This window comes from Alteromonas sp. NFXS44, assembly GCF_040148705.1.
GTDB lineage: Bacteria > Pseudomonadota > Gammaproteobacteria > Enterobacterales > Alteromonadaceae > Alteromonas.
Genome location: NZ_JAGDEA010000001.1, coordinates 135493 through 151902, shown reverse-complemented (window position 1 = coordinate 151902; position 16410 = coordinate 135493). Strand labels below are relative to the sequence as shown.

At 51.5% G+C, this 16410-nt stretch carries 12 protein-coding genes; 5 read left to right on the top strand and 7 right to left on the bottom strand.

Translation table 11 applies throughout. From position 1 onward, the window contains the following. Window positions 1–60 precede the first annotated feature (60 nt). Together J3369_RS00695 and J3369_RS00690 are read left to right on the top strand one after the other, a co-directional pair. Window positions 61–897 (top strand): LytTR family transcriptional regulator DNA-binding domain-containing protein, encoded by an 837-nt coding sequence (locus tag J3369_RS00695; RefSeq protein WP_349582558.1) that lies wholly within the window; start codon window positions 61–63, stop codon window positions 895–897. Window positions 898–1051: 154 nt separating this feature from the next. Continuing rightward, a complete protein-coding gene (locus J3369_RS00690; protein ID WP_349582556.1) occupies window positions 1052–3433 on the top strand; it encodes a TonB-dependent receptor in 2382 nt (793 codons plus the stop codon). A gap of 55 nt (window positions 3434–3488) precedes the next feature. Here the strand turns inward: J3369_RS00690 and J3369_RS00685 are convergent, their stop codons facing one another. The 5 genes from J3369_RS00685 to J3369_RS00665 all read right to left on the bottom strand — a co-directional run bounded on the left by J3369_RS00685 (window position 3489) and on the right by J3369_RS00665 (window position 9498). Then, the gene (locus J3369_RS00685) at window positions 3489–5015 is read right to left on the bottom strand and encodes an aldehyde dehydrogenase family protein (RefSeq protein WP_349582553.1); all 1527 of its coding nucleotides are present in this window, start codon (window positions 5013–5015) and stop codon (window positions 3489–3491) included. A 26-nt stretch (window positions 5016–5041) separates the two neighbouring features. Beyond that, window positions 5042–5953, bottom strand: coding sequence for a polysaccharide deacetylase family protein (locus J3369_RS00680; protein ID WP_349582551.1), 912 nt, complete (start codon window positions 5951–5953; stop codon window positions 5042–5044). After that, window positions 5953–6699 (bottom strand): maleate cis-trans isomerase family protein, encoded by a 747-nt coding sequence (locus tag J3369_RS00675; RefSeq protein ID WP_349582548.1) that lies wholly within the window; start codon window positions 6697–6699, stop codon window positions 5953–5955. Before J3369_RS00675 ends, J3369_RS00680 begins: the two co-directional genes overlap by 1 nt. 8 nt (window positions 6700–6707) lie before the next feature. Beyond that, a complete protein-coding gene (locus J3369_RS00670) occupies window positions 6708–7901 on the bottom strand; it encodes an FAD-dependent oxidoreductase (protein ID WP_349582545.1) in 1194 nt (397 codons plus the stop codon). Between the two features lie 61 nt (window positions 7902–7962). Continuing rightward, window positions 7963–9498 (bottom strand): aldehyde dehydrogenase family protein, encoded by a 1536-nt coding sequence (locus tag J3369_RS00665; protein WP_349582542.1) that lies wholly within the window; start codon window positions 9496–9498, stop codon window positions 7963–7965. A gap of 277 nt (window positions 9499–9775) precedes the next feature. Between J3369_RS00665 and J3369_RS00660 the strand changes: the two genes are divergently transcribed. Together J3369_RS00660 and J3369_RS00655 are read left to right on the top strand one after the other, a co-directional pair. Next, window positions 9776–11362 carry a carboxylesterase/lipase family protein gene (locus tag J3369_RS00660; protein ID WP_349582540.1) on the top strand — a complete coding sequence of 529 codons (1587 nt, stop codon included), beginning with the start codon at window positions 9776–9778 and terminating at the stop codon, window positions 11360–11362. 3 nt (window positions 11363–11365) lie between these two features. Continuing rightward, a complete protein-coding gene (locus J3369_RS00655) occupies window positions 11366–11884 on the top strand; it encodes a VOC family protein (RefSeq protein ID WP_349582537.1) in 519 nt (172 codons plus the stop codon). 18 nt (window positions 11885–11902) lie between these two features. Here the strand turns inward: J3369_RS00655 and J3369_RS00650 are convergent, their stop codons facing one another. Then, window positions 11903–13414, bottom strand: coding sequence for an alpha/beta fold hydrolase (locus tag J3369_RS00650; protein WP_349582535.1), 1512 nt, complete (start codon window positions 13412–13414; stop codon window positions 11903–11905). Further along, window positions 13411–15024: an FAD-binding oxidoreductase gene (locus J3369_RS00645; RefSeq protein ID WP_349582532.1), complete on the bottom strand. Its 1614-nt coding sequence runs from the start codon at window positions 15022–15024 to the stop codon at window positions 13411–13413. The genes J3369_RS00650 and J3369_RS00645 overlap by 4 nt, the downstream gene beginning before the upstream one ends. A 198-nt stretch (window positions 15025–15222) precedes the next feature. On the opposite strand from J3369_RS00645, the gene J3369_RS00640 reads away from it, so the two are divergent. Next, window positions 15223–16386: an FAD-dependent monooxygenase gene (locus tag J3369_RS00640; RefSeq protein WP_349582529.1), complete on the top strand. Its 1164-nt coding sequence runs from the start codon at window positions 15223–15225 to the stop codon at window positions 16384–16386. Window positions 16387–16410 lie beyond the last annotated feature (24 nt).

Genomic DNA, 16410 nt, shown 5'->3' with positions numbered 1-16410 from the left:
AATGTGAGGTAGTAACGCAAAGCTGTTACTACCTCATTCAGCAATATCAGGGATGAGGAGATGCAAAACCGTTTAACCGCGATTTTCTTTGCCATTCCATTGTTACTCGGCTTTGGTCTTGTTATGGACCAGAGCGCGACGGGACAGCGCTTTAATAATACCGCCAGTGAATTCATCTACCGTGAAACCATCTGGCTGCTGATGTGGACGCTGGCATTCAGCCTGTGCCGTTTTCTGTTTCATTTTTCGCACTGGTTGCGACGTCACCGGCTGGCGGCTTACATCATTTCCGCCTATCTGGCCATGCTGATCATGAGGCCATTGCTGCCGCTGATTTATGGTGCCAGTTATGTACAGGCCCCGCCTGACATGCCTTCGCTGCACCTCCTTCCGGTCACTGTCTCTGAAGCTTCCCGCTTCTTATATTGTTCTTTGTTCCCGTTAATTTCATGGTGCCTGGCTAATTTGTTTTTCGACAACATAAACGCCGGTCTCTACTACCGTGAGCAGCCTCTTAAAGACACCAGTCAAGATACCCGCAATGACGGGTTACAAGATCAAAGTTCGCCTTTTTTTCTGCGGGAATTTCCCGCATTAACGCTCAAAGATGTACTCGCTGTCAGCGCCGATGATCATTATATAAAAGTGATCACCACGGGCACCGAGCGGTTGATCCATGGCCGCTTTAGAGATTGTCTGCTGGCGCTGAATGACTATGAACAAGGCCTGCAAATACACCGCTCTCACTGGGTTAACCGGCAACATATTCGCGAAATAGAAAGGCAGGGCCGCAAAGCCACCGTCGTTCTGAACAACAATCAGCGCTTTCCGGTAAGTCATACATACCTGAGTAATATCATCCAGTTAGCAGAGAAAAATAACATTACCTGTTCATAAACGATTTCTCACTGCCTGTCATTTCGCGTATCGCCGTTGCGCATTCACGAAAATAAGCCCCTGTCTCATCCTGTTCACGAAATAGCCATTTCCGCCCGACCGCAGCTCAGGTTAACTGGTATTGCGACATTCATAAAAACAGGAACTTCTTCTCATGGAAAACAAACAGGCAATCACCGGTATCACTCCCGGCAATCAGACCACATTATTGCTCCTTTTGAGTATGGCAACACTGCCAGCTATTGCACAAACAGAAGCCGCTTCAACAGATAATGCAGCACTGGAAAAAATTATTGTTTCAGCGCGGAAAAAAGAAGAAACCATCCAGGAATCACCATTAAGCATTCAGGCCTTTAACAACGGTCAACTGGAAGCAAGGGGAATTAACGACGTCGCAGAACTCACCCAGTTTACGCCGGGCGTTACTTTCAACAGCGGCAGCTCACGGGCAAACAGTGACTTTGCCATACGGGGTATGGCGCAAACCACCGCCCTCGGCGATAACCGGCGCGATCTGGTAACCGTATTTGTAGACGGGATCCCCATTCTTGGTTCCCCGGCAGGTATTTCAACCAACGACTTGCAACGGGTTGAGGTAATTAAGGGGCCGCAGTCAGCCCTGTTCGGACGCGCTACATTCGGTGGTGCAATCAGCATGATAACCACCACACCACAGTACGAATTAACTGGTCATATTAAAATTGGTGCCGGCACATACGGTGAACGTTCAATAGAAGGTGCCGTTGAAGGTGGTCTTGTTGAAGACATTCTTACCGGGCGGGTAACATATTCTAAGCGGGAGTTTGACGGTTTTTATGAAAACAGTGAAGGTGGCAGATTGGGTGAAACCAGCCAGCAATATTATTCCGCGACGCTGAATTTCACGCCTGCTGAAAATTTCTCGCTGAAAATGCGTTACAGCAATAATAACGATGAGGACGGCGAAGCAGCTACGCAAATGGTTGCCCAATATACCGATTTTAACTGTGGCCCGTTTATTATCCCCACGCCCCGGTTTATGGGCGGTCTGCCCGAAGGCATGACACTCACCCAGGCAAGCAGCTTCTACTGTGGCGAAATCAAAGCGTCTGCAGGCACCCCGGGGGTGAATACAGAGAATCTGGGTAGCACAATGGCAAGTCTTCCGGTGGATAAGCACGGATTGTGGCTGGATAAAACCCTATTTTCTGCAACGGCTGAATGGCTTATCAATGATAACTATACTGCGACATTCCTGTTCAGTGATCAGGAACACGAAATAGAAGCCCTTACTGACTTTGACCGGACCACCGTTGATACGTACCAGGCGTATACAATGAACCGGCAAACTCAAAACACTTACGAACTGCGGATTGAATCCGGATACAGCGGCCCGATCAACTGGATGCTTGGCCTGTCCCGCCTCGATTTCGACTTTGGCACAGGCGGCGGCTTTATAAACGGTGCCTGGTTTGGTACCGGTGCCGGAGGCCCGTGGGGCACCCTTGATCTCACCATGGATAAAACGGTCACAGACGCGGTGTTCGGCTCTCTGGCCTGGCAAATTACGGATACGGTAGATGTGAGCCTTGAAATGCGCCGCCAGTTTGATGAAATCACCAGTGGCGTTGGCAGCGTGTCTGAGTACACCATCAAAACGCCGGCCACACTCCCGCGCGTTCTTGCCCGTTGGGCAATCGATAAAAGCAACAACGTGTATTTTAATTATGCACAGGGCAATCAACCCACCCAGGGCTATTCTGTATTCTTTGAGCTGAATGAAGCTCAGCAGCAGGTAGCGCGGCAGAATGGCATTAATGAATCGGCCCCTGAAGCAAAGGTTGATAACCTCGAACTGGGCTGGAAACACTACAGTGATGATGGCCGCTGGTACCTGAACTCAGCGGTTTATTTCCTTAAATGGCGTGACCGCCAGACACAGCGGGGCATTCAGGTTGATCTTAACGGAGACAGCGTCATTGATACGCAGGCAGCACCACTGGGCGAAGTATTCAATGCTGTCCCCATGGTATCAGGAGACAGTGAAACCACAGGGGTTGAACTGGATGGTGCCTATGCACTGACACCGGATACGACAATCGGCGGTACCATGGCTTACGCCAGCACCGATGTCACCAAAGCGTTGTCTGATGATGCCATGCTCAGCGTTTACGGTGAAGATGATGCCGCCGGGCAGGAATATCCGCTGGTCCCTAAACTCAGTGCAACGGCGTATATTCAGACTTATGGCAGTTTCGCCGGCAACTATGAATGGCATGCCCGCGCAGACGCAACCTACACAGGTAAACGATACACTGACATGTCTAACATTGCCTGGCTGCCGGCAAGAACACTGGTCAATCTGCGTGCCGGTATCAGTATCAACGACTGGGATTTATCCGCTTACGTCACCAACCTGTTCAACGACGACACACCCACCTGGGCCCGTTCCACCGGCGACAGTGCAACAGATCCGTATTTGTTCTCCGTATCTGCTGTCACCATTTCGCTGGCGACAAAGCGCCAGGTTGGCGCAACATTAAGTTACCGCTTCTGAATTAAAAAAGCCCTGCGGTCTCGCAGGGCTTCCAGATTAGATACTTGCACCTGAATTACAACACCGCGCAGACGGTCTTCCATTCCAGATAGTTATCCAGCGCCTGTTTGCCGCTGTCGCGACCATAGCCAGACATCTTCATACCGCCGATGGGCAGTGCAGCATCAAACATCGAATGGCAGTTTATCCATACGGTGCCGGCGTCAATTTGACGGGATAAGCGGTGTGCAGCAGATAAATCCTGTGTCCACACACTGGCAGCAAGACCATAGTCATTGTCGTTACACCAAACCAGCGCTTCTTCAATGTCATCGTAAGGTTCTGCCACCAGCACCGGGCCGAATACTTCTTCACAATGAATGGGCATGTCCGGCGTAGTATTAGTAATAACCGTCGGCGTGATGTAAGTGCCATTTTCACCGGTACGAACACCACCGGTGATCACTTTTGCTCCACTGGCTTTGGCCTGTTCAATGAACTGCTCTATCTTCTTCGCCTGCTCAACAGACACAACGGGCCCCATTTGGGTTGCCTGATCAAGACCATGACCAAGCTGCATGCCTGCGCCGTATTGCGCAATACCTTCAACCACTTTGTCGAAAATTGAGCGGTGAATATAAGTACGTGAGTTAGCTACACATACCTGGCCACCATTGAAGAAGATGCCATTGGCAATGCCGGGGATAGCCAGCTCAAGGTCAGCATCCGGCAATACCAACGCCGGAGACTTCCCGCCTAACTCAAGGGTTACCCTGGTCAGGTGCTTTTTGCTGGCATCCACAATGGCACGGCCAGTGGCAGTGGAACCTGTGAATGCAATTTTATCAACGCCTTTATGACCGGTAAGTGCCGCGCCGCAATTTGCGCCGTCACCGGTCACTACGTTCAACACACCGGCAGGAACACCAGCCTCTGTAATCAGTTCTGCAAGGCGCAGGGCACTTAACGAAGTCAGTTCAGCAGGCTTATGCACAATGGTGCAACCAGCAGCCAGTGCCGGTGCAAGTTTCATTGCCGTAAGAATAAGAGGAGAATTCCATGGCGTCACCGCAGCAACCACACCCACCGGCTGACGTTCAGTCCAGGCATGCACCTGCTTGCCCTCGGGCTGGTAGTTGATGGAGGTATTAACGGTATTGCCGTCAAGTGACAACGCCTGACCGGCAAAAAAGCGGAACTGATTAGCCGTTGCCGGAATTTCGGCCCAGCGGGCAACATAGTATGGCTTACCCTGGTCCAGCACTTCCAGCTCGCACAACTCATCCATATTCGCTTCAATTAGATCAGCAATACGGTTAAGTACGGCACTTCTTTCAAGCGGTGTATAGGCTGCCCACGCACCTTTCAGTGCTGCACGGGCGGCATCCACTGCGGCATCAACGTCTTCTGCCGTGGCATTAGCAATGCGGGCCAGTAACTTGCCTGTGGACGGATCGGTTGTTTCCAGATAACCTGATTTTGCAGGAGCCTGATAAGCTCCGTTGATGTAGAGCTGCTTATCCTGCACACAAGACAGCAACGCTTTAACATTTTCCGTTTGCGGTGACGGCGTGGCACCGTCATTCACGACGATTTGTGACATGGTTGACTCCTCTGTTTTCATACAGATTAAAGTTGACCGGGAATGTGTGACGCCTGCTGTTCTGTGTACCAGTCAGCAATTTCTTCCCGGGTTGCCCACCATACGCCGGGCAGGGTTTTGGCATATTCAATGAATTCGCGGATAGCGCGGATGCGGTATGCACGGCCGGTGACGTGAGGATGTAAACCTACGTTCATGATCCGCGCTTGTTTCTCGCCTTCTTTATAAAGCACATTCAACTCTTCAATCAGAATGTCGCGATATTCATCTGTGGTATGTCCACGGCGGGTAATGATTGTGAAGTCATTAATTTCATTGCTGTAAGGCACAGAAACAATAGGGCCACAGTCTGTTTTGATCATGTAGGGCTGGTCATCGTTCATGATGTCGCAATAGAACTTATAGCCCTCTTCCGCCAGAATCTTCGGCGTATTCAACGTACCGCGCAGTGACGACGACAACCAGCCTTTCGGACGGCGGCCAACATGCTTTTCGTACATGTCGATGGAGCGGGAAATCACTTCCCGTTCTTTGGCTTCGTCATGAGCAAAGTTAGTCAGTAGCTCGCCTTGCTCATAGTTGTGCGTGATCAGCTCCCAGTCGCGGTCAAGACAGGCTTGAACCATGGGGTTACGACGTTCAAATGTGACCGCATTGGTGGTACAACTGGCTTTCACACCAAGCTCATCAAACAGGTCGTACATGCGCCAGATCCCAACGCGCTGACCGTATTCACGCCAGGTGAAATTCGGGTAATCAGGAATGTTACCGGGAAGTGTATCCGGTAATACAGCCGGGCCACCGGCATAGTAAGGTGCATCTGTATCTTTAATCAGATCCCAGGTTTCCAGGTTAAAAGTCAGGATCAGCGCAACACGCTTGTCCTCAGGCCATTTTAACTGCCCACGCTGGCTAATCGGTACATAATCGTATTGCATCAAAGTTCCTCCAGTAGACGACCAAAACCGGACACTTTGTCGGTAATGCCGTTTGCACGCAGAGCATGCCAGTAAGTTGCCGTATTGATTGCGACAACCGGCTTATTGAGTTCCTGTTCAAGGCGACCTGCCAGACGGGCCATACACAGGTTGGTTCCTACCTGCAAAATGGCATCAACGTTATCGTCGTTCATCTGCTCCACCACCTCGCGAACCTGCTTATGGGTAATTTCAGCAATGGCTGTCCAGGTGGGTGCGCGGAAAGGATGGTCGGCAACGGTTTCAAAGCCGTAATCACTGAGGAAGTTACGTACTTCTGTGTTTGCAACAGGGTAGTAGGGAGACAGGAAAGCGACTTTCTTAATGCCACCAATGGCTTTAAAGGCTTCCACAACAGAAACCGAACCAATAGACGATTTAACACCGGCGACTTCTTCAATATTGCTCTGCCATTGTTCAGCGCCTTTGGCTCCGCCATAAAATGTAATGGCAGACATGCCCATAACCAGATAATCCGGTGCGCAGGTCATCACACCGCGAACCGCATCTACGGTGCCCTGATCAATCAGTGCAGTCCCTTTCAGAAAGGTCTCGTCAGACAATGCGTTTGCATTATCAACAATGATGCGGCTGTAGTGATTGGTTACACCGGCAGGACGCATTTCATCCATTTCCGGCTGTACGGTGGTGTTGGTCGACGGACCTAAAACACCAAATTTTGCGCGGTAACCTAATATGTCAGTCATCATCCCTCCTACACAATGCTTTTTTCAAGCTCAAGGCTTTGGTACATGGCCTGGCGGCGCAGGAAAGCCCTACGTTTGGTGTCGTCGTCGCGGGTATCTTTCATTTCCTGCAAACGCATTGCGTGGTTTTCTTCAGGGCTGTGTTCCAGCAGCTTTTTGTTCTGCATTGTCTGCGCCTGAATGAAGCTGTGCGTTACCGGACGACGCTGACGGTCATACAATTCAAAGCGTTCGTCATCGTGACCTTCGGTGAGGTTGGCAGCAATTTTGTCGCACAGATTCCAGGCGTCATGAATACCGCTGTTCATACCAAAGCCGCCTAACGGGTTGTTCATGTGACAGGCATCGCCCACCAGACACACGCGGCCAAAGTTAAACTTCTTCGCCACACGCTGATGCACGCGGTAAATAGTGCGGTGTTCGGTTTTAATGTCTTCACGGCCAATGAGGTCGCGGAACACCTGATTTTTCTTTTCATCCGACAACAGGTATTCGTCCGGCTGATCTTCAGGTGCAGGCACCAGAATGCGCCACACACTGGGTACGCGCAGCAGTACCATCCACTCTTTAGGGTCTGAGACGTAGTTCACGTACTCAAGATCAGGGATGTAGTCTTTAAGCTCCGTTTTGGTAGACAGCGTGAGGAATTTCTCCGGATAAGTGAAACCTTCAAACTCTACGCCCAGCCATTTGCGAATAATGGAGTTACCGCCATCCGCCGCTACCAGATATTTGGCCTGCACTTTCTCAATGGCAAACGGGCCTTCCAGCGCCACTTCAACACCATCTTCTGTTTGTTCGAAATGCACCACACGGTGGTTAAATTTCACTTCCGCTTTAGGGTGCGCATCCAGCTTTTCTGCAATCATGCTGGCCAGTACGTGCTGTTCGCACTGCAGGCGGTAGGGGAATTTTTCTTCCCCTTCCAGCTCAGACAAATCGAATTCGACGGTTTCGCCGCTTTCACGTTCACGGAAGTGGTACTTGGGTGCTTTCAGCCCTTTTTCGATAAGGGTTTCAGCAATGCCAATTTCGTCCAGCATTTCCAGTGTTGGCGGGTGAAACGTGGAAGCCCGCAAATCGATGGCACAATTCGGACCTGCTTCACACAGCAACACATCAAATCCCATGGTTGCCAGACGGTACGCTGCTACTGTACCTACCGGTCCGGCACCGGCTACGATTACCTGAGTTTTTTTCATAGTTTATTTACCTTATTTCTTCTGCACTGCCGGTACTTTCCGTGCATTGCATTTGCAGGGTTCACTGACGCGCAGACAGACGGGCTGTTACTGCTTTTGTTTCCAGATAAGCGTCAAGTCCTTCACGTCCAAATTCCCGGCCCCAGCCGGATTGTCCGTATCCTCCGAACGGAATATTGGTTCCGATGGCGCCGTGGCAGTTCACCGATACCTGACCTGCGCGAATACGCGCGACCAGAGCGTGAGCAGTACTGAGACTTTCAGTCCAGACACTGCCCGACAGGCCATACTCGGTGTCGTTTGCCATGGCGGCGATCTCATCAAGATTGGTAGTACTGAATGACTGAATAGCCATGACCGGGCCAAAGATTTCTTCTCTGACAATGGCCATGTCTCTGTGGCATCCGGTGAAAATCGCGGGCTCAACAAAATGTCCGTTACCCGCCAGCGGGCGGCCGCCGTAAACCAGCTTCGCGGCTTCTTCCTGACCTTTGCTGATATAGCCGAGCACTTTTTCTTTGTGGCCGGCAGAGATGAGTGGCCCCAGGAAGGTTTCCGGCTGCAGACCATGACCAATTTTGAGCGATGAGGTAAATGCAATGAGCTTCTCAACCACCTCGTCATGCAGACTTTCATGGATAAAAATGCGCGTGCCCGCCATGCAGTTTTGCCCCTGCAGGAAAAATGTCGCCAGCGCAATGCCCGGAACCACTAGCTCTACATCGGCATCGGGCATCACCACCACCGGGGATTTTCCGCCCAGCTCCAGCGACACCTTTTTAAGGTTGCCCATAGCGGCAGATATCACCTTGCGGCCTGTGGCGGTAGAACCGGTAAAAGATACTTTGTCCACATCAGGATGAGCCGACAACCTTGCGCCGGCATCGTGGCCATAACCGTTAACAATATTCACAACACCGTCAGGGAAGCCGGTCTCTTTCAGTAACTGCCCGAGCAATAAAATGGACAAAGGCGTTTCTTCCGATGGCTTCACGACAACGGTACACCCTGCAGCAAGGGCTGGCGCCAGTTTTAAAACGGCGGTAGAAATGGGTACGTTCCACGGCACAATGAGTCCGGCAACACCTACCGGCTCTTTCAGCGTATAGGTCAGCGCTTCGGCTTCCATGGCAACATGTCTGGGAGGCTGGGTCGTGGTGCCTTCAATGTGCTGGGCACAACCGGCATAGTAATCGAACATCTCACTGATATTTTCTACAGTCAGTGCAGCGATGAAACGGGGCATGCCATTGTCCAGCACTTCCAGTTCGGTAAATACTTCTGCATGTTCAGCAATGGCAACGGCCAGTTTTTTTAGTAGCTTTGCACGGTCAAAATGAGAAAGTGCCGACCAGGGGCCGTTAAAAGCCGCTCTTGCTGCCTTTACTGCATTATCAATATCTTCTTCCGTGCCGGTACATACCGTAGCCAGCTTCTCACCGGTAGCGGGGTCGTAGCTGTTCAGCGTATTACCCTTCACGCCTTCTGTATGTTCGCCATTAATGAGCAGTTTATGGGGTTGAGCTAAAAATGCCTTCGTTGCGTCTGATACATGTGCAATGCCTGACCAGGAAGGATCTAAAATGTCGCTTTGCATGGCTGTCTCCAAATCCGGTGCAAAAGCGCGGGTATGAGTAGTGCTTTTGCAGATGGGATTCACCTTATAGCCAATGCCAGTGCCCCTCTATGACAAAAATCAATCGCCCGGTCTGAACTGTTTTTTCACCGCCTCCGCGCGCTGAACTTCGCCAGACACGGCTCATTTTTTGATTTTTGTCATTGCAGAACAAGCTGTTATATACCCAACTAAATACAAAGAAATCTCGACCTGGCTGCTTTACAGGGTCATCACAACACTTCACCGGAAATTCGCTATGAAACGCTTTTTATACCGTGGAATTACCACTATCAGTTGCGCAGCCGTTCTGCTTTTCTGTGCCTCAGGTTGTTCAGAAAAAGACTTCACGAAGGTCACCTTGAGCCAGGGTACATACTCTGGTGTGGAAGAAGGCAAGGTATTGTCTTTTAAAGGCTTACCGTACGCTAAACCGCCGGTAGGTGAGCTGAGATGGCGTGCGCCTCAGTCACTGCCGGCAAGCTCACAAACCGTTGTCGCGGATACATACGGTAATCGTTGCATGCAGCGTCCGGCGGGTAACATGCCCATGCCGGATAAAGAAAAATTCACTCAGCCTGAAAGCGAAGACTGTTTATATCTGAATATTTACCGCCCTGCCGGCAACAAAGAATCGTTACCGGTCATGGTATGGATCCCCGGCGGCGGACTGGTAAATGGTTCGGGTTCAAGGCCGGTAAATCACGGCGGTAAACTGGCAGAAAAAGACGTGATGGTGGTTGCCATTAACTACCGCCTCGGCAGCTTCGGCTTTTTTGCTCATCCTGAACTGAGCAAAGAAAATGCCGATGACGGCAGGCTTTTTAATTACGGACTGATGGATCAGATTGCGGCACTTGAATGGGTGCAGGCCAATATTGCAGCCTTCGGCGGTGATCCTGCCAATGTAACCATTTTCGGTGAAAGTGCCGGCGGGTATTCTGTGGATGCACTGGTCGCCACACAATCGGGTAAAGGATTATTCCATCGCGCCATTTCCCAGTCAGGTTACGGACGTGGCGAACAACCGGTAGTCGCTGCGCTGGCAGAGGACGACAGTTCACGGGTTATCGAACAGCAGGGTGTAGAATTCGCAGAGCGTGCCGGCAACAAAGACATGTCGTTAGAGGCGCTGCGGGCAATGCCAGCAGAAGCCGTAGTTGCGGCCACGAATTTTGCCTCCTTCATCGAACTTGCCGTTGACGGTGTAGTAATTCCGGACAACATAGAAGCGTTGTACCGGGCACGCATGCAGGCAAAAATTCCGCTGTTGCTGGGTGCCAATGATTTTGAGTTCGGCATGGTGCCGCCTGATGCACAAAACGGTCTGATGACGCCGCTGCTGCCGAAAGGCGCAATGGACACGCTGGTGGAAGATTATGGCTCAGATGTGCTGCGGGATACGTTTCTCTACAGCGACTTTGTTTTCCATTCACAGCTGAGAATGCTGGCGCAACTCCATGAAGAAGCCGGTCAATCTGTCTTTATTTACCGCTTCGGTATGCCGGGGACCTGGTCAAAAACGCAGGATACGCCATCGGGCAAAGTTTATGGCTCGCCTCATGCTGCAGATCTGCCTTATGTGTTCGGCAACTTTACCGGTGATCACAGTGAGAGTGTGCCGCCATCAGAACGCCAGCTAACCGTTTCTTCGCAGATGATGGATTACTGGGTGAATTTTGCCAGTAACGGCAACCCCAATCATGCTGCGTTACCGGACTGGCCGGAATATTCTGAAGGCAAAATTATGCTGTTCAACCCGGATACCACTGCGGCGGTGAAGGATCCATGGATCCAACGACTGGATAAACTCAACGGGTTTCTTTTTGCCGGAAAGGATAATTAAACAATGACGACGGTTATCCCGCCGCCTGTTTCGGCACTAATCCGCAGCGCGTTATTCGTTCGCGACCGGAAGCGCTCAAAGCAGTTTTATCAGGCGCTGGGTTTAACAAACCTGTATTTCGAAGGCGTGTTATCTCACCCTTCAGCCAGTGAAGTACTGGGGCTCAGTGAACACCGGCCTTACGAAGTCAGCATTGTTAAAAGTAAAGGCCCGAATTTCGGCATGGTGGGCCTTTTCGAAATTGCCCGCCCGGACACAGATGAACCGGTGCGAAGTGGCCCTGCCCGGTGCGGAGAAAGTGCGCTGGTTTTCTATGTGGACGATTTAGATGTTGTTTTACCGGCGCTTAGTGCTGCCGGCGCCAGTTGGACTGGCTCAGCGGTCACATTCGAACTGGGGCACTTTTGTCAGCGTGAAATATGCTTGCGGGATCCTGACGGTTTTCTGCTTAATCTGGTGGAAAGACCGCCCTCCGGGCAATTGCAAAGCGGCCCTGAAATGGAATTTACGCCACTGGATTGAACTCCGGCTTACGCGGTATTAACACACGGCATCCAGCAGCAGGTTGCCACTCTTCCAGCCAGCCATGAGATCCAGCAGTGCAATTTGCAGTTCAGAGACTGTCAGCTCGCCACGTCCCTGACTAATACATGCTTCTTCCCTGCGATACCAGGGGGAGAATAAATAGCTGTCCCGCAAGTAATACCAGGCGGTCTGAAAATGGGCGCCTGAGGATTCCGGCGTGAGGTCCGGCGCTTTCGCCAGAGCAACATCCGTATCATCATCGAAGTGCAGCTTACCCAGCGCAATACCGGCATGGTCAGGGACAAACAGTACGTCTGTCTGCACCCCTTGTGGCTTACAGCGGGCAAATTCACCGGCCAGATAGCCACTGCGGCCAACAAACACCAGTTCGATACGCGGTGTTTTCAAAGTCTCAATTAATGTAACCAGTGTCTTTGCCGTTTCTGCAGCTGACAGCGGTTCGCCGGCCGTGTAACCGTGCCCGGGTAGATCAGGGGCAATGACGAAATGATTTTCAGATAAATCACTGATTAACTCTCTGCATTGCCGGACACTCTGAAAAAGATCATGCACCACCAGCACGGGGGTAGCTTGCGGGTCTCCGCTAAATTCACAATACAGACCGGTCTTTCCGGTGCGGATAAACTGACGTTCGGGATGAGAGTGTTTTGCCACAGGGTCTGCCGGCAGGCTCACATTCTCACAACGTTCATAAATGAACGCAATGGTCTTTTGCGGAATCTCCGCGTAGTCTTCAGTTATCGTCACAGAAACGTTTGCCGGAAGCGGCGGGTAATGGGGCACGTAATGCACCAGTGCGTCCGGTTTGGCCACAATCAGCATTGCCGGTACAGATAAGGCGCTGGCATCCGGCGATATATCGTAGTCCAGTACAGCACGATAACCGGTTTGATAATGCTCGCCCGCCATAAGAATTTCCAGCGCACTTTCATGCATTTCTTCCACACTGGCGGGCCAGTGAATACGGTATTCCGGTGACTGTTTATACCAGGGATAGTAACAATGCTGATCGCGAATTCTGGACCACACCCCGGCAAGGTGTTCACCCGTCCGGGAAGGCGGAAATTGCGGAAAATAATGCGCGACCAGTTCGTCTCTTGTGGCCTGATCGTTAATCAAAATACCGTTTGCAACCAGTCCGCTAACGCGTTCAGGATAGCGGGCGGCCAGCCTGACTCCGAATATCGCCCCGGAATGGCTGCCAAATACCACCGGCGCATCCAGAGACAAGGCATCCAATAAGGCAATGAGCGCATCAACAAAGTCATCGATGGTTGCCTTCGTGTCTGCAAGAGGTGCAGACAAGCCATAGCCGGGCGTGTCGGGGGCGAAAACACTGAAGTGGGGCGCAAGCTGACGCATAAACGGCTCAAGTTCAGCAGAACTCTTTGGCGACTGATGTATTAACACCACAGGCTGACCTTTGCCTGCATGCCGGTAATGCACAGTGCGATCTGCAACCTGCACAAAATGACGGCTTATCACTTCCCTGTCAGCCACCGTCATGCTTTATCACCGAATCCCAGATTAGCCGGTGCCAGTATACCTTTATCATCCACATGGGCCTTCAGTGCGTCGACCATGTTTAATGTGACAGGTTGTAACCGGTCACGATAGGGGTAAGCCTTACCCAACTGGAAGTTAATCGCGCCGTGTTTCACAAATAAATCCGTCAGCGCGCTTTTAAGTTCATGCACATATTTCCGGGCAATGTGATTTGCCGGATAGACAGGCAATTTACTCAGGTAGTCTGCTGGCACAACCTGTCTGTGATAATCAGTAATTTCATCTGGCCAGTACAGCGCTATTTCGTACAAAAAGCCCGAAGAAGCTACGGTAGCAAACATACCACCGTACCAGATCCCCAGTTCGTCCATCTTATTTTTGCGGGCAGCATAAAAAGCTTCCAGCTCTTTGTGAAAAGCCGCAACGGCAGAATGGGGAAGAATACCGTGAAGGGGGACCCAGCGCTCACCGGCAGGTCCCAGGGTGTTGTAAAACGGTGCAAAGGGCATGCCTCTGACTACCGCAGGCACTGTGGCCGGAATTTCCTGACCGAATAACTGGTTAATTTCACGGATACGGTGGATACGACTTTTCGCTTCCGCATCATTCACCCCTTCAACAATATAGTGCGTCATATAAGGCGACTGACTGATGACTTTACGGGCAGATACCGCAGATGTGATCAGTTGTTTTATCCCAGACCAATACGACGGCGAACTTTTCAGGATCGACAGTGCCATTTTAACAACCTGACCGGCGTTATCCTGCCGGGCAATCTGCCCCTGAGATAATGCGCCATCAAGGGAGAAATGCGTGTCTTCCAGTCTTTCCAGCGAAATACGCCGCATGGACTCATGCATGGTTTCAAAATCGTTAAAAGCAAAGGAAACTGTCTGGTGCGCAGGACGCGGCCTTATCAGCGGGAGTGTAACCGTAGCTTTTACACCAAGGGCGCTACAATCGCCCGTAAACAATCCGGTCAGATCCGGGCCGAAATGACGGCAAAATGGCGTACTGCCTGCACCTGCAGAACCTGTAGCCAGTAAATCACCGTTAGCCAGTACCACAGTAACCGCCTGCACACTTTGGGCTGAAATGCCGTATGCGCCTGAACCGTGACTGATAGTATTTTGTGACACCGAGCCGCCTACGGTGGCGTGCATTCCTGAGAATGGCCCCCAGAAAGGTGTCCGCCAGCCTTTTTCCGCCAGCGTGTCTTTTAGTACAGCCCAGGTCACACCTGCTTCAACGGTGACGTAAGCGTCCTGTTCATTGATTTCCAGGATCCGGTCCATCTTGCTCATATCCAGCAAAACTTGCGGGCCATTTTCAATCAGATAACCATCGGTATAGGAAGCACCACCACCGCGCACCGACACACCCACATGTTCTTTGTAACAGACGCGCATGACCGCCTGAAGCTGCTCTGTATCATGGATGGTAACTACCGCAAGCGGCGACGCTTTCTGACGATATACATCGGTATACAAATGCCGTACATGGGAGGCTTCCATCACATTTTCTGCCCCCGCTGCATGACGTATTTCATCAACAAAATTGTCGGATATCAGAGTTTGCGCAGGCGCTTCTGCAGGCGTAGTGATCGTCATAAAAAACCTTGTTTGCTGATTCTGAATTTCTCGTTTGCGGGTGCCGGAGCATCTGCGTGTATGCCAGCAAACATACTACTTTGCGGCGCGCTGCGTCTTTGACAATTGTCATGGCTGGCGGCCTGTGAATATGGACACTAGAAGCACAATTAATACGCTCCCAAAGCGAATTCGCTACGGTAACGAAGGAATAGAATTATGCAAAAGTTAAACATTGCTGTGGTTGGTGCAGGTATTGCCGGTCTGACGGCTGTCATCGCTCTCACCAGAGCAGGTCATACTGTTCAGTTATTTGAATCGGCACCGCAACTGGGAGACGTGGGCGCAGGCATCACGCTGGCGCCGAATGCCATGCGTGGAATGGACTACATCGGTGTTGGCGATGCCATTGTTGAAACCGGTATGGAGCCGTCTACTCAAACTATTGATCACTGGTCTGGCGGTAACAATTTGCTGACCGTGGACCGCTCGGGTACGAAGCAACAGTACAACGCAGCCTATGTGTATATTCATCGTGCGGATCTGCACAAAATCCTGGTCGCAGCGGCTGAAAAAGACGGTGCTCAGTTGCATCTTGGTAAGCACTTAAAAACCATCGACAGCCGTGAAGGTGGTGCAACCTTATATTTTGCCGACGACACACAATACGATGCCGATCTGGTCATTGGTGCTGACGGCCTTAAGTCGGCAACCCGCCAGCTGTTCAACCCGCAGCCTCCTCACTTTACCGGCCACATCGCATACCGTGCGCTGGCGCCGGCGTCACCGGCTATCCAGAAACTTATCGACCAGCCCGGCATGCATATCGGCCCCGGCAAAATGGTCGTGCGCTACCCCCTTCGTAAGGGCGATATTCTTAACCTGGTGTTCTTTATCCGTCAAAGTGGCTGGGAAGAGGATGGCTGGTCAATTCCTGCTGATCTTGACGAGCTGAAGCAACACTTTGATGGCTGGTGCCCTGATATACAAACCCTGCTGAATGAAATCAAACCCGGCACAGTTTTCAAATGGGCTATCAACGCTCATAAATCGCTGTCAGACGGCTGGTCGAAAAATGATTCTGTCACCCTTATCGGCGATGCCGCCCACGCCATGACCCCCTTCATGGGCCAGGGCGCTGCGACGGGTATTGAAGATGCCATCATGCTGGCCCGTGCCATCGACGACGCCGGTTCGATGAAAGAAGCCCTCGAAAGATATGAAGCCTCCCGCTTCGAACGCACCAGCTTTATCCAGCAGGAGTCCAACGAAAATGCGGACCGTCTGCAGGGCAATGAAGCAGAAATGTATGGTCTGGGTAATCTGCGCAACGAAGAAACCCTGGGCCTGTTCCATTACGACTGTGTCAGTGAGCCAGTATGACCGCGACACTCCTTTTACACGTGG

Coding starts and splice junctions, on each gene's coding strand:
- J3369_RS00695 (WP_349582558.1), top strand. CDS start 61: ATGCAAAACCGTTTAACCGCGATTTTCTTTGCCATTCCATTGTTACTC.
- J3369_RS00690 (WP_349582556.1), top strand. CDS start 1,052: ATGGAAAACAAACAGGCAATCACCGGTATCACTCCCGGCAATCAGACC.
- J3369_RS00685 (WP_349582553.1), bottom strand. CDS start 5,015: ATGTCACAAATCGTCGTGAATGACGGTGCCACGCCGTCACCGCAAACG.
- J3369_RS00680 (WP_349582551.1), bottom strand. CDS start 5,953: ATGCAATACGATTATGTACCGATTAGCCAGCGTGGGCAGTTAAAATGG.
- J3369_RS00675 (WP_349582548.1), bottom strand. CDS start 6,699: ATGACTGACATATTAGGTTACCGCGCAAAATTTGGTGTTTTAGGTCCG.
- J3369_RS00670 (WP_349582545.1), bottom strand. CDS start 7,901: ATGAAAAAAACTCAGGTAATCGTAGCCGGTGCCGGACCGGTAGGTACA.
- J3369_RS00665 (WP_349582542.1), bottom strand. CDS start 9,498: ATGCAAAGCGACATTTTAGATCCTTCCTGGTCAGGCATTGCACATGTA.
- J3369_RS00660 (WP_349582540.1), top strand. CDS start 9,776: ATGAAACGCTTTTTATACCGTGGAATTACCACTATCAGTTGCGCAGCC.
- J3369_RS00655 (WP_349582537.1), top strand. CDS start 11,366: ATGACGACGGTTATCCCGCCGCCTGTTTCGGCACTAATCCGCAGCGCG.
- J3369_RS00650 (WP_349582535.1), bottom strand. CDS start 13,414: ATGACGGTGGCTGACAGGGAAGTGATAAGCCGTCATTTTGTGCAGGTT.
- J3369_RS00645 (WP_349582532.1), bottom strand. CDS start 15,024: ATGACGATCACTACGCCTGCAGAAGCGCCTGCGCAAACTCTGATATCC.
- J3369_RS00640 (WP_349582529.1), top strand. CDS start 15,223: ATGCAAAAGTTAAACATTGCTGTGGTTGGTGCAGGTATTGCCGGTCTG.